Genomic DNA, 13,777 nt, shown 5'->3' on the forward strand with positions numbered 1-13,777 from the left:
CTCAGGAGAGACACACCATGCTGACCCCCACCGCCACAGTGCCGGATGCCGAGGCACCCTGGACGACCGACTCATGGCGTAGCTGTCCCGCCTTGCAGCAGCCGGCCTATGACGACCCTCAGGCCCTGGGCCTGGCACTCGATGCACTTGGCAAGCGCCCTGCGCTGGTGGCCGCCGAACGTGTGTTACAGCTCAAGGCCTTGCTTGCCCAAGCGCAGCAAGGGCGGCGTTTTGTGCTGCAACTGGGTGATTGCGCCGAGCGTTTCGAGCACAACGACCTTGCCCACAGCACGCGGCAGGTCGCGCTGCTGCAGCAGATGAGCCAGGTACTGATGCATGGGCTGCAACTGCCCATCGTGCAGATCGGCCGCCTGGCCGGGCAATATGCAAAGCCGCGCTCCAGTGATATGGAAAACCGCAACGGGGTGAGCCTGCCGGCGTATCGGGGCGATATCGTCAACCATCATGCCTTCAGCCCCGAGGCACGGCGGGCCGATCCTCAGCGGATGCTACAGGCCCATGCCCACTCGGCCCTGACCCTCGATCACCTGCACAGCGTGCAGGCAGCGGGCATCGACAACCTCCTGCAAGCCGAGGGCTGGCCAGTCCGCTGGCTCGATCAAGCCGCCGATGCCGAGCGGTTTCGACCACTGCTGGCAGAGGTACACGGGACCCTGCGCTTCATGCGCACCTTGGCGGGTTCGCAACCGGGCGAGTTCCTGCACCGCGAGATGTACGTCTCCCATGAAGCGCTATTGCTGGAGTACGAACACGCATTGACCCGTCGGCACGCCGATGGCCGCTGGTTCAACCTGGCCACCCACTTGCCGTGGATCGGCTTGCGCACCGCCCAGCCAGAGGGCGCCCATGTCGAGTACCTGCGCGGCCTGGCCAACCCCCTGGCAGTGAAGGTGGGAATCGACACCAAGCCTGCGCAGTTGCTGCGCTTGTTGGCACGGCTTAACCCGAGCAACGAACCGGGGCGGCTGACCCTGATCCACCGCCTGGGCGCATCACACATCCAGGACCATCTGCCGCCACTGATCGAAACGGTTCGGTCTGCCGGTGCGCAGGTGCTGTGGCTGTGCGACCCGATGCACGGCAACACCCGCACCCTGCCCTGCGGTACCAAGACCCGCGCCTTCGACGACATTCTCGCAGAGGTTGCCGAGGCCTTTGCCGTGCACGGGCGCCACGGTTCAGTCCTGGGTGGCCTGCACCTGGAGGCCAGTGGTGATGCGGTCACCGAGTGCCTGGGCGGCGCTGTCGGGCTGCAGGCTGCAGACCTGGGCCGGCGCTACCTGAGCCAGGTTGACCCGCGGCTCAACCGTGACCAGTCCCTGGAGCTGGCGTTGCGCGTCAGCCTCGACGCCGGCGCCTGGCGACAGCGCCCTTGAACGTCCACTTGCACAAGACCCTGTTCAACCTATGCCAATCGTCATCTATGTGTTTTCGTTGTGCACTTTTACCTTTGGGCTCTCTGAGTTCATTGTCGCAGGCCTGGTTTCAGCCATGGCCGAAGACCTGGGGGCGTCCACCACCGCGGTAGGCTCGGCCATTGCCGCCTATGCCCTGGGCGCCGCCATCGGTGCGCCACTGCTGACCGCCGCGCTGCTCAGTTGGCGCGAGCGCACGGCATTGCTGCTGACCCTGGCGGTGCTAGCCGTAGGCAGCCTGGCGCTCGCCTGGGCCGAACAGCTCAGCGCGTTGAACCTGACCCGCTTCGTGGTCGGTCTGGCCCACGGGGTGTTCATGGCGGTAGCCGCTGACGTAGCGGTAAAGCTGGTCGAACCGCCGCGTGCCGGCCGAGCCTTATCGCTTGTCTGGCTGGGGCTGACCCTGGCGTTGGCCCTGGGTGTGCCGCTGGGGACGTTGCTCGGTAGCCTGTGGTCGTGGCGGGCCATCTTTGTCGCCCTGGGTGTGCTGGGCCTGCTCAGCCTGTTGGGGCTGCTGCGCCTGATGCCGCGCCAGGCCGCGCCGGTTTTGCCACCTGGCGGGCGCCTGGCGGGTCTTGCCGCGTTGATGCAGCGGCCTGTGCTGGCGGCCGCCGGCATCGCCGTGCTGGTAAGCGTGGCCACGTTCTCGTTCCTGACCTACGTGTCGCCCTTCGTGTTGCAGGTAACCCATGGCAGTGTGCGTTTGCTGAGCCTGGCCATGCTGGTGTTCGGCGCTGCCACTATTTTGGGCAATCTGCTTGGCGGCCAGTGCGCCGACCGCTTCGCGGCAGACACCAGCCTCAAGGTGGCGTTGGCGCTGTTGGCCACGAACCTGGGACTGCTGTTCCTGGGGCGCGAGCAGGCGTGGGCGGTGGTGCTTCTGGTGGGGGGGCTTGGCGCAGTGTTCTTTGCCATCGTCACCCTGGCGACCCTGCGCCTGCTCAACCTGGCCAAGCAAGTGGCGCCCCATGCCACGGGGGTAGCGTCGGGGTTGAGCATCGCCGCCTTTAACCTGGGTACAGCGCTGGGCGGCGGGCTGGGTGGTTGGATGATCGAGCGCATCGGCCTGATCTACCTGCCGTTGGCAGGGGGCGTGGCAGCGCTGATCGGGCTGGGTATGCTAATGCTTCAACCCCGTGCCCCCAAGCCGCTGGTAGCGCAGGGCTGACGCAGACGTTCAACACCCCTTGGCGCACCGCCATACCCGGGCGATGTCGCCGGCGCGCGCCTGCAGCAACTGGGCTGCATCGGCGCACGCCTGCTCCAGGGTCATCGGCCCATTGGCCAGGGCAAACGCGGCATCGATGCCGTGCGCATACAACTGTTGATAGCCGTCACCCAAAGTGCCGGCCAACACCACTACTGGCACCCCATGGCGCTTGGCAACCCGCGCTACGCCCATGGGGGTCTTGCCGCGCAGGGTCTGGGCATCGAAGCGGCCCTCGCCGGTGATTACCAGGTCGGCGCCTTGCACCAGCGCATCCAGGCCAGCCAGCTCCGCCACCACCTCAACCCCTGGGCGGAACTGCGCGCCCATGAACGCCCTGGCAGCAAAGCCCATCCCTCCCGCAGCGCCACACCCTGGTTGCTCACGTACATCGTGCCCCAGCAGTGTTGCGCAGAGGTCGGCAAAGTGGCCCAGGGCCTGGTCCAGCGCCTTGACCTGTTCGGGGGTGGCACCCTTTTGCGGGCCGAAAATCGCAGACGCGCCGTTAGGGCCGCACAGCGGGTTGTCGACGTCGGCGGCGACCTCTACCTGGACTTCGGCCAGGCGCGGGTCCAGATCGCTGGCATCAATGCGTGCCAGCCTGGCCAAGGCCAGACCACCCTCTTCCAGTGCCTGCCCGTCGGCGTCCAGCAGGCGCAGGCCGAGCGCCCGCAACATGCCACTCCCGGCATCGTTGGTCGCACTGCCACCAATCGCCAGGACAATACGCCGGGCACCTGCGGCCAGCGCCGCGGCGATCAGTTCGCCAGTACCCCAGGTGCTGCTTCGGCAGGCATCGCGCTGGGCGCTGGGCACCAGCTGGATGCCGCTGGCCTGGGCCATCTCGATGACTGCGGTGCGGCTGTGCGCCAGCCAGCCCCAACCGGCCTCCACGCGCTGCCCCAACGGGCCACGTACGGTCTGTCGGCGCAGCTCGCCTTGGCTGGCGGCAACAATCGCTTGCATGGTGCCTTCGCCGCCATCGGCCATGGGGCATTCGACCAGTTCGGCATCCGGCAGCGCCTCAGCCAGCCCTTTGCCGATGGCATGGGCAACACCGGCAGCGTCGAGGCTGTCCTTGAACGAGTCGGGGGCGATGACGATCTTCATGGGATTCTCCTGTCCAGATGAGCGGCATGCTGACAGCTGCATGGCGTGACGACCTCGGTCGAATGCACAAAAGGGTCCAGGCGCGGTTTGGGCAAATGCCTTTCTATACGTTCACTGTGCAGGCAATAGCTGCAACCCCAGGTACAGGCTCAGCATGCCTTCAAGCCGCAACGGGTCGACCTCACCCAGCTCGGCGATGCGCTCGAGCCGGTAGCGCAGGCTGTTGCGGTGGATGCCCAGGGCATCGGCACAGGCCTGGCTCTGGCCATCATGCGCGCACCAGGCCCGCAAGGTAGCAAGCAATTGACCGCTGACATCCCTGGCGCGGATACGTTGCAGCGGCTCGAGCAGTTCATCCAGCGCATCTTCGTTACGGTGGCGCCAAAGCAGTGCCGGCAGGCGGTAGCGCGCCAGGCTCAGCAACCGTTCGCCAGGTAGCACTTCGCGACCATAGGCAAGCAAGTCGCGAACCCGACGGTAGCCACGGCGCAACTGCTCCAGGCTCTGCGCCGGGCTGCCCAGCGCCAGGCGGTCGATCTCCCAGCCGCTGCGCTGCACGCGGTCGAACAGCCGCTCTTCGTCCAGCACCACCCCTGCGGGCCGGCACCACAGCAACGAATCCCGCGCAGGGCTTACGCACCAGCTGTCCGGGTAGCGGCTCATCAGCCAGGCAGCCAGGGCCTCACCCGTTGGCCCCGTGCGCAGCTCGAACAGACAGGGTATCCGCGGCAGTTGCGGCTTCAGGCCCAGTTGCCGGGCTTCGTCCACCAGCCGGGGCGAATCGCCTGTGCCGCCCAGCAACAACGCCAGCAAGTCATCGCAACGCTGGCGTCGCCACTGCTGCTCCACCTGCAGGTGGCGCTGCGCCAGGAGCATCTCGGCCGTCATGCGCACCAGCTCGCCGTAGGTGCGCAGTTGCAGCGGGTCGCCGGTCAGGCCGAGTACGCCGATCAGCCGCCCATCGAGCATAAGTGGCAGGTTGACCCCAGGCTGCACGCCCTTGAGGCACCTGGCGGCGTCGGCATCCAGTTCGACGATCCGGCCGTTGGCCAGGACCAGTTGGGCACCCTCGTGGCGGGTGTTGATACGCTCCGGCTCGCCACTGCCCAGGATCAGCCCCTGGCTGTCCATGACATTGACATTGCACGGCAGAATCGCCATCGCCCGGTCGACGATATCTTGCGCCAGGTCATGGTCCAGCTCGAACATGCAGTGATCCTTAAGGGTGTTAGGCTTTGTTCGCCAGCACAGCTGCGCAGGGCGATGGCTGTGCAAAAGCACAAAGACAGGCGCGTCGCACTCCCCGAGACTCATCAGGGCGAGCGCCGGCACAGGCGACGCGGCGACAACCATAACAACAGAGATCCCGATCATGGCACACAGCCCTGCCCCTGACCAAGGCACAGACATCACCCGCAACGCGCTCTACCGGCGCATTACCTTGCGGCTGATTCCGTTCATTTTCATCTGCTACCTGTTCAACTACCTGGACCGTGTCAACGTTGGCTTCGCCAAGCTGCAGATGCTCGATGCGCTCAAGTTCAGCGAAACCGTCTACGGCCTCGGCGCCGGGATTTTCTTCATCGGCTACGTGCTCTGCGGCCTGCCGAGCAACCTGGCGCTCAACCGCTTCGGCCCGCGGCGCTGGATCGCAGCGATGATGATCGCCTGGGGCACCCTTTCGACCTGCCTGCTGTTCGTCACCACCCCTACCGAGTTCTATACCCTGCGTCTGCTGACCGGTGCCGCTGAAGCCGGTTTCTTCCCCGGCGTGGTGCTGTACCTCTCGCGCTGGTTCCCGGCGGACCGCCGTGGCCGCATCATGGCCCTGTTCATGTCGGCGATCCCGGTGTCGGGCCTGCTGGGCGGGCCATTCTCCGGCTGGATCCTGGAGCATTTCGCCGCTGGCCAGCATGGCCTGGCCGGCTGGCAGTGGATGTTCCTGATCCAGGGCGTGCCTACCGTTGTGCTGGGCATCCTAGCCATTGGCCTGCTCAGCGATGGCTACCAGAAAGCCCCCTGGCTAAGCCCCGCTGAACGCCAGCTGATCGAGGCCGACCTGAAAGCCGATGCCGCCAGCAAACCGGCCACCAGCGGCGATAGCGTGTTCGCCGTGCTGACCAACCCGCTGATCTGGACCTTCGGTTTCGTCTACTTCTGCATCCAGAGCGGCGTTTACGCGATCAACTTCTGGCTGCCGTCGATCATCAAGAACATGGGGTTCGACAACCCGTTGCTGATCGGCTGGCTGAGCGCCATCCCGTACCTGTTGGCCGGGGTGTTCATGATCCTGTGCGGGCGTTCGGCAGACCTGCGCAACGAGCGCCGCTGGCACCTCGTGGTGCCGATGCTGATGGGCGCCGTCGGCCTGCTGATTGCGGTCAACTTTGCGGGTAATCCGCCCATCGCCATCCTCGGCCTGTCGATCGCCACCATGGGCGCCCTTACCGGCCTGCCGATGTTCTGGCCCATGCCCACCGCGCTGCTCAGCGCCAGTGCCGCCGTCGCGGGCCTGGCGATCATCAACTCGGTGGGGCAGATGGCAGGCTTCCTCAGCCCTTACCTGGTCGGCTTCATCAAGGACCAGACCGGTTCGACCGATGCGGCGCTGTATTCCCTGGCGGCCTTGATCGTACTCGGCAGCCTGGTGGCATTGCGGGTTTCGCGTGCCGGCGCGTTGAGCGTCGCCAAGTCCCATTGACACGCGTTCGCGGGTCACCTGTCCAGGCAGGTGGCCCGCACTGCGCCAACCCTTCCCTCCGATCGTCAGGTCAACGCAGCTCCCCTGCCCCTCCAGCGTCAAATGCTCCAAAGGCCCCTTTGGAGAAGCCCCATGACCCAGTACGCCGTGGCTCGTCTGGAACAACTCGACCCCAAACGTCCCCTGCGCGTCCAGGCTGGCAGTGAAGAACTGATCCTGATCCGCCAAGGTGACCAGGTGCACGCCTACCAGGGCAACTGCCCCCATGCCGGGGCCCCACTGGACGAAGGCCTGATCTGTGGGGGCTTGCTGGTCTGCCCTTGGCACAAGGCTGCCTTTGCCGTCGATGAGGGGGCGGTCTGTGAGCCGCCCGCGCTGGCCGACCTGCGTCGCTATCGGGCATGGGTCAAGGATGGCGAAGTGTGGGTCGATGACCTGCCGCTGCCACGGGTGGAACCACCCCGCCATAGCGATGCTCGCTGCTTTGTGGTCGTCGGTGCCGGCGCTGCAGGCGCGGCAGCCGTGGCCACCCTGTTGGCGCATGGCTTTGCTGGCAAGCTGATCTGGCTCGACCAGGAACGCCAGCCGGCCTATGACCGTACTTCGCTGAGCAAATTCGTCATTGCCGGGCAGATGCCCCCTGACGAAGTGCCGGCGCTGCTGGACGCTGGCCAACTGCGCCAGGGTCAGCTTGACCGGCGCGTAGGCAAGGTCAAGGCGCTGGATGTGAAAAAGCGCCAGATTACCCTCGCTGATGGCCACCGCATCGATTATGACGCAGCGCTGCTGGCCACCGGCGGCAAGCCGCAACGACCCGATCTGCCGGGGGTCGACCTGCCAGGGGTGATGACACTGCGCTCGCGTGAAGATGCCGCTCGCCTGCTCGATGCCGCCGAGCCTGGCCAACCGGTGGTGATCGTGGGCGACGGTTTCATAGGCCTGGAAGCCGCCGCCGCGTTGCGCAGCTATGGCGCGCAGGTGCATGTGGTCAGCCGCCACCCGGTGCCTTTGGCCAGGCAACTGGGTGAGCGCGTCGGGCGCTGCATTCGCCAATTGCATGAGGGCAAGGGCGTGGTGTTCCATAGCCCTACCGAAGTCGAACGTTTCCTTGGGGAAGGAAAGCTCGAAGCCGTGCTACTGGCCAATGGTGAGCAGCTGGAAACGCCATTGGTACTGCTGGGCACCGGGGTGAAGCCGGCGACGGGCTTCATTCAAGGGCTGCCGTTGGCCGACGACCGCTCGTTGACGGTGAACGCAGCGTTGCAGGCCGGGGAAGGCCTGTGGGCCGCGGGTGACATCGCCACCTTCCCCCTCGCCGGCCGCCCGGTGCGCATCGAGCACTGGCGCCTGGCCCAGCAGCATGGCGTGATCGCCGCCTGCAACATGCTGGGCGAGCAGCGCCGTTACGCAGACGTACCGTTTTTCTGGACCTATCAGCATGGGCGCACCTACGAGGTGCTGGGGCATGCACGTGACTGGAACCGGATCGAGTTTGTCGGGGCTCCGGAGAACGGCGATTTCATTGCCTTGCAGTGTGTGGCGGATCAGGTCGAAGCGGTCATCGCCATGGGGTATTCGGACGCCATGGCGCAGTTGTCTCAGCGGCTGAAACGGCCGCTGAGCCTGGCCCAGGCCCTTGAGCTGATCGGTTGAAGCGCTGCCCTGTCGCCGGCTCCCTGGCGACAGGCCGGTGCCAGAGCGGGCCCGGGCCTTTCAATGGCGGCCAGTTCTGTGTAAAACAACCCGATCACACTCCCTCAAGGATTCCCTTGCCATGATCTACCGTCCCCTCGGCCACAGTGGCCTGCAAGTCTCCGCGCTCACCTTGGGCAGCATGATGTTCGGCGAGCAGACCAGCACCGAGGACTCGCTACGGATCATCGACAAGGCCTGGGACCAGGGCATCAACTTCATCGACACAGCGGACGTGTACAACGCTGGCCGCTCCGAAGAAATCGTCGGCGAGGCAGTGGCACGCCATCGCCAGGACTGGATCGTCGCCTCGAAAGTCGGCATGGGGCCGACCGATGGCTTGCCCAACCGCAGCGGGCTGTCGCGCAAGCACATCTTCAACGGTATCGACGCAACGCTCACGCGCATGGGCCTGGACTACCTGGACATCTACTACCTGCACCGCGAGGACCACAAGGTGCCGCTGGAGGAAACCGTGCGGGCCATCGGCGACCTGTTGCAGCAAGGCAAGATCCGCTACTGGGGCGTGTCCAACTATCGCGGCTGGCGCATCGCCGAAATCTGCAACCTCGCCGAGCGCCTGGGGGTGGCCAAGCCGGTGGTCAGCCAGCCGCTGTACAACATCGTCAACCGCCAGGCCGAGCCCGAGCAACTGAGCGCTGCCGCCTACCATGGCCTGGGCGTAGTACCGTTCAGCCCCCTGGCTCGAGGCGTGCTCAGCGGCAAGTACGCGCCGGGTGCCGAGCCCCAGGCCGGCAGCCGCGCCGCGCGTCAGGACAAGCGCATCATGGAGGTGGAGTGGCGCCAGGAGTCGCTGGCCATTGCCCGGCAGATTCAGGCGTATGTCCAGGCCAAGGGCGTGGGCATGGTTGAGTTCGCGATTGCCTGGGTGCTGAACAACCGTTCGGTCAGCTCGGCAATCGTCGGGCCGCGTACCGAAGCGCAGTGGGACACCTACGGTGGTGCACTGGCGGTGAAGATCACGGCAGAAGACGAAGCCTTCATCGATTCGCTGGTGACACCGGGGCATGCGTCGACGCCTGGCTTCAATGATGTGGCGCATTTCATCAGCGGGCGGGTGGCGCGGGGTTGAATGCAACCGGGCCGGCTTACATCAGGACTTTGATCACCAGCAGATGCACCGGATAGAACAGGTAGCCCCAGCGCCGCACCGCAGGCACCCGCCAGCGCTCGATGCGCAGTATCAGGCAACCCACGGGAATGGCCAGCAACGCAGCGGCCATGGTCAGCAACGTGACGGGCGCCAACAAGTGCCCGCGCAACCAGCTGTTGGTCAGGTTCCCCGCCATCGCCAGCAGGCACGGTAACAACCAGGTGAGCCCGCCGAGCTGGCGGGCCATCAGCCAGCCCGCCGGCAGCAACACACCTGGCAGGCCGTACATCAGATGCTGGCTGTACAACGCCCCCACCAACGCGGCGACAAGCCCGGCCAGGCGAGCCCACACCTGGGCATTTCGCACGCCCCATGCCACCAGCAAGCCCAAGGCGAGGGTCGGTATCACGCTGAATGTCTGGGTGCCTGGGTCCAGCCAGCGATAAGGCCCTTCGGACAGCACCGCGAAGGCGAGCATCCACCCCAGATAGCGCGCCTGAATGCTTTGCGCACGGGCTACGTTGGCGGCAATGGCCAAGCAGAACAGCGGAAATGCCAACCGGCCGACAATGAACAGGCCATCGGCGGCTGGCCACAGGTAGCGCAAGTGGTCGGCGACCATGGTCAGTATCGCCGTCCACTTGACCAGGTCCAGGCCTGACGAGCGCATGCGTCAGCGCCCGGGCTCGGCGGTTTGGCCCAGGTACTTGGCGGTCCAGGCTGCCAGCGGGAGCGGCGGTTGCTGGGCGAGGATGCGTCGCCAGATCAACGCCAGATCGTGGCTATCGAACATCGAGCCGCCCCCCGCCCTCTGCCAGTGGCTCGGCGTGTCCGCCACCCAGCGGCCCTGGCTGTCGCGGTGGGCCATGTTGAAGCGGAAGGTGTAGTTGCCGGGGATACCCATGCGCAAGTCAGTAACCACTAATACGTCGCCGATCTGGTCATAGCGCAGCCAGTCATCGGTGAACCAGCGCAGGCGCTGCAGCAAGGGCGCTGAGCTGAGCTGCCTGGCGGTGTCAAGGTTCAGCGGCAGGCGCTGCATTTCCGGCGGGTCCCGGTCGAATGCGCTGCTGATGCCTTCGTAGTAATCACCCTCGGGGGTCTTGGCCAATACCCGCCACACCAGGCTGTTGAAGGCCATGGGCACGGCACGTACCTGGCTCACAGTAACGCCTTGCTGGTCGAGGGCCGCCTGGAAACGCTGTTCGGCCGCCATGCGCCCGGCCAGCCCGAAACCCAGGTAGGCGGTGCTCAACAGTAGCGCCAGGCTCATGTACCGCAGCGCGTTGCCGTTCATGCCCTTGATGGCGGTGTAGAGCACAGCGGCCAGTAGCGGTACGGTGTAGAGCGGGTCGATGATGAACACCGCCGCCCAACTGAGCGGCGTGGCCTGCAAGGGCCAGAACAGCTGAGTGCCGTATACCGTGAACGCGTCCAGGATCGGGTGGGTCACCAGCACCAGCCAAAACGCCAGGAACAGCCTGGGCCACGTGTAGCCTTTGCCGGGCCATCGCCTGCACGCTAGCGAGTGGACCCGCCAGGCCAGCAGCAGGGCAAGCCCGGTCAACACGAAAATGGAGTGGGAAAAACCCCGGTGGTAGGTCATCTGCGACACCGGGTCGGCGTAGCGGATGACCACATCGAGGTCTGGTACGGTGGCAAGCGCCGCGCCATAAGCCAGCGCGCGACGGCCCTGGATACGGCCGAGCACCGTGCCTTGAAGGGCGGCGCCTAGCACGGCTTGGGTGATTGAGTCCAAAGGAGGGTTTCCTGAAGGGGCAATACAGGAAACCTACCCCCCTGCAGCTCAAGGGTGCAAATGCAGGTGTGTGACAACCCGTAGCCAGCGCCCACAGGTGCGTGGCTTTCTGTGGGAGCCGGCCTGCCCGCGACAGGACCGGTGGCAGCTCAGAGAAGCTGCCAGGTGTACACCAGGATCAACCGGTTCTCATCGATATCGCTGCGGTAGTTGGAACGCGCCATGGCATTTCTCACCCGAATCCCCAATCCCTTGAACACCCCGCTCTGCACCGCATAGCCCAGGTCGATATCGCGCTCCCGGTCCTTGCCTTCAAACCCCAGGCCAGTGTCGACGTTGTTACCGGTGATGTAGCGCACGGTTGCCGTCAGCCCCGGAATTCCCATGGCGGCAAAGTTGTAGTCATAACGCAGTTGATAGGAGCGCTCGTCGGTGTAGGCGAACTCGTAGGTCGGCACCTCGTTGCCCAAGGGTGAGATATTGGCGAATACCCGCGGAAACGGGCTGTCACCATAGATACCCTGGTAGCCGACGTGGAAACTGTGGCCACCGTGCCTGGCCGTCAACAGCGAAAAGAACGCCTGGTTGTCGATGTTGCCCAGCAACGCATCGCCATCCTCCCGGGCGGTGAAAAAACCCAGGTTTGCGCCAAGCACCCACTCGCCCAGCGGCTGGCTGTGTTTCAAACCGACAAAGCCCTGCTGGTAGATGTCCTCGAGTTGCCCGTACCACAGGCTGACGCTGCTCTGGTTGGCATTGAACGCGTAGTCGCCACCCACATAATTGAAACCGTCACTCTCGGCCTGGCGCTGCGGCACGTGGCCCAGCATGGCGTTCATCCTGCCATCACCGCCCTCGTTGCGCAGGTGCGTGGACCTCAGGTGGCCCGCCTGAACGGTCAGGCCCTCACGTTCAGACGAGGTCAGGCTAACGCCCTGGTAGGTCGGCGGCAGCAGGCGAATATCGCTGAAGGTCAGCACCGGCAGGTTAGGCTGCAACTCGCCCAACCGCAGCTCGGTCTTCGACAGCCGGGCTTTGAAGGTTGGCGCCAGGCGGCTGTACTCGGCAGCGGCGCGACCATCGGCATGCACCGGCAGCAGGCCGGTGTTGACCCGATCGGGGCTGCTGTCGAGCCTGATACCCAACAAGCCCAGGGCGTCCACGCCAACGCCGACGGTGCCCGGTGTGTAACCGGACTTGAAGTCGAGGATGAAACCCTGGGCCCACTCCTCGGCCCTGGATTGCGAGTTGGCACCCACGATGTCGGCGTAGTCGCGGCTGAAGTAGTAGTTGCGGGCGCTGAGGCTGGCCTTGGCATCCTCGAAGAAGCCGCCTTCGGCAGCGAGTAACGGCTGGCTGAGCAGCGTCAGCCCGATGGCGACGCAAGGGGTTTGGTTCATTCCGAAGCTCTCTTGATCTTGTTGTTATGGGTAAAGCGTTGGGAATACGAGTGATCAGGGGTTACGACGCAAGGCCTGTGGCACGGGTGGGCGCCGCAGGCGCAGCAGTGCATGGGCCAGCAAGCCGAACAGCAGCCCCCAGAACGCGGCCGAAAGACCAAGGAAAGACACGCCAGAAGCCGTGACCAGGAAGGTGAACACGCCGGCATCACGCTCTTGTGGCTCTGCCAGGCTGCGCACCAGGGCTTCGCTGATCGCGCCGTACAACGCGAGCCCGGCCAGGGCGGCGATCAGCGCGGCGGGAAAGGCGGCGAACAGCGACATCAGCGTCGCCCCGGCGATGCCCAGCAGCAGGTACAGCGCGCTGCCCGCCACGGCTGCGACGTAGCGCCGGCGTGGGTTTTCATGGGCTTCTTGGCCTGTGCACAGGCTGGCGGTGACCGCCGCGAGGTTCAGCCCATGGCAACCGAACGGCGCCAACAACGCGCCGCCCAGGGCGCTGGCGCTGATCAACGGGCTGGCTGGCGTGGCGTAACCTGCGTTGCGCAACACAGCCATGCCCGGCATGAACTGCCCGGTCAGCGCCACCAGCACCAGGGGCAAGGCCAGGCTGAACAAGGCTGCCAGGCTGAACTGCGGGGTGATCCACTGCGGCGAAGCCAGCGCCATCACCAGCGCCTCGCTGCGAAAGGCTCCGCTGGCCACGGTCACCGCTGCGCCGACACTCAGCACTGCTGCCACCGCGTAGCGGGGGTGCAGCCGGCGCATGAGCACATAGGTGGTGAACATCGCCAGCACCAGCACAGGCTGCACTGGCAGGGCACGGAACACCTCGATGCCGAAACTGAACAGGATACCGGCCTGCATGCCGGCAGCGATCGAGCCCGGCAGTCGCGCGATGATGCGGTCGAACGCCCCGCTTATGCCGATCAGCAACAGGACCAGGTTGGCCAGCAGGTACGCACCCACCGCCTGCGCCACACCCAGCTGGGGCAAGGCGGTCACCAGCAGCGCGGAACCTGGTATCGACCAGGCGATCACCACCGGCACGCGATAGTGCAGGCTGAGCAGTGCACCCAGCACCGCACTGCCCATGGATATGGCCCATACCCAAGAAGACAACAGGCCATGGGACAGGCCCGCGGCTTCAGCCGCATGGAAGATGATGACCAGCGGGCCGGCATAGGAGATCAACGTCGCGATGCAACCGGCGACGATGGCGGACACAGAGCTGTCCTTGACCAAGGTTTGCATGGGGGCTCTCTCGACAGTGGGATGGCAAGGACATTGCCCTTGATCGCTGGCAAACCGGCTTCCACACGACACCCGCTGAACCGGGCCTGTGAGAGCCGGCTTCC

The 13,777-nt window shown here is 65.4% G+C and carries 11 protein-coding genes; 5 read left to right on the forward strand and 6 right to left on the reverse strand.

Annotation, left to right across the window (positions count from 1 at the left end; translation table 11 throughout):
- Window positions 1-17 precede the first annotated feature (17 nt).
- Entirely contained in the window at window positions 18-1,397 is a 1,380-nt protein-coding gene (locus tag L6D80_RS02635; protein ID WP_176513961.1) for a 3-deoxy-7-phosphoheptulonate synthase class II, read from the forward strand.
- Between the two features lie 31 nt (window positions 1,398-1,428).
- On the forward strand, window positions 1,429-2,604 hold the full coding sequence (locus L6D80_RS02640) for an MFS transporter (RefSeq protein WP_176513963.1): 1,176 nt from the start codon (window positions 1,429-1,431) through the stop codon (window positions 2,602-2,604).
- Window positions 2,605-2,613: 9 nt separating this feature from the next.
- On the opposite strand, the gene L6D80_RS02645 is transcribed toward L6D80_RS02640, so the two are convergent.
- Together L6D80_RS02645 and L6D80_RS02650 are read right to left on the reverse strand one after the other, a co-directional pair.
- Window positions 2,614-3,753, reverse strand: coding sequence for a glycerate kinase (locus L6D80_RS02645; RefSeq protein WP_176513965.1), 1,140 nt, complete (start codon window positions 3,751-3,753; stop codon window positions 2,614-2,616).
- A gap of 111 nt (window positions 3,754-3,864) precedes the next feature.
- Window positions 3,865-4,962, reverse strand: coding sequence for a sugar diacid recognition domain-containing protein (locus tag L6D80_RS02650; protein ID WP_176513967.1), 1,098 nt, complete (start codon window positions 4,960-4,962; stop codon window positions 3,865-3,867).
- A 163-nt stretch (window positions 4,963-5,125) separates the two neighbouring features.
- On the opposite strand from L6D80_RS02650, the gene L6D80_RS02655 reads away from it, so the two are divergent.
- The 3 genes from L6D80_RS02655 to L6D80_RS02665 all read left to right on the forward strand — a co-directional run bounded on the left by L6D80_RS02655 (window position 5,126) and on the right by L6D80_RS02665 (window position 9,239).
- The gene (locus L6D80_RS02655; protein ID WP_176513969.1) at window positions 5,126-6,454 is read left to right on the forward strand and encodes an MFS transporter; all 1,329 of its coding nucleotides are present in this window, start codon (window positions 5,126-5,128) and stop codon (window positions 6,452-6,454) included.
- Window positions 6,455-6,586: 132 nt separating this feature from the next.
- A complete protein-coding gene (locus tag L6D80_RS02660) occupies window positions 6,587-8,107 on the forward strand; it encodes an FAD-dependent oxidoreductase (protein WP_054902574.1) in 1,521 nt (506 codons plus the stop codon).
- A gap of 121 nt (window positions 8,108-8,228) precedes the next feature.
- Complete coding sequence (locus L6D80_RS02665) at window positions 8,229-9,239, forward strand: aldo/keto reductase (protein ID WP_176513971.1); 1,011 nt, start codon at window positions 8,229-8,231, stop codon at window positions 9,237-9,239.
- A gap of 16 nt (window positions 9,240-9,255) precedes the next feature.
- On the opposite strand, the gene L6D80_RS02670 is transcribed toward L6D80_RS02665, so the two are convergent.
- From L6D80_RS02670 to L6D80_RS02685, 4 genes are all read right to left on the reverse strand, one after another.
- Window positions 9,256-9,930 (reverse strand): TraX family protein, encoded by a 675-nt coding sequence (locus L6D80_RS02670; RefSeq protein WP_176513972.1) that lies wholly within the window; start codon window positions 9,928-9,930, stop codon window positions 9,256-9,258.
- 3 nt (window positions 9,931-9,933) lie between these two features.
- Window positions 9,934-11,019: a metal-dependent hydrolase gene (locus L6D80_RS02675; RefSeq protein WP_176513973.1), complete on the reverse strand. Its 1,086-nt coding sequence runs from the start codon at window positions 11,017-11,019 to the stop codon at window positions 9,934-9,936.
- A 149-nt stretch (window positions 11,020-11,168) separates the two neighbouring features.
- Window positions 11,169-12,419: an OprD family porin gene (locus L6D80_RS02680; protein ID WP_176513974.1), complete on the reverse strand. Its 1,251-nt coding sequence runs from the start codon at window positions 12,417-12,419 to the stop codon at window positions 11,169-11,171.
- Window positions 12,420-12,473: 54 nt separating this feature from the next.
- Complete coding sequence (locus L6D80_RS02685; protein ID WP_176513975.1) at window positions 12,474-13,673, reverse strand: benzoate/H(+) symporter BenE family transporter; 1,200 nt, start codon at window positions 13,671-13,673, stop codon at window positions 12,474-12,476.
- Between the last annotated feature and the right edge of the window lie 104 nt (window positions 13,674-13,777).

Source organism: Pseudomonas ceruminis (assembly GCF_021602025.1).
GTDB classification, from domain to species: Bacteria; Pseudomonadota; Gammaproteobacteria; order Pseudomonadales; family Pseudomonadaceae; genus Aquipseudomonas; species Aquipseudomonas ceruminis.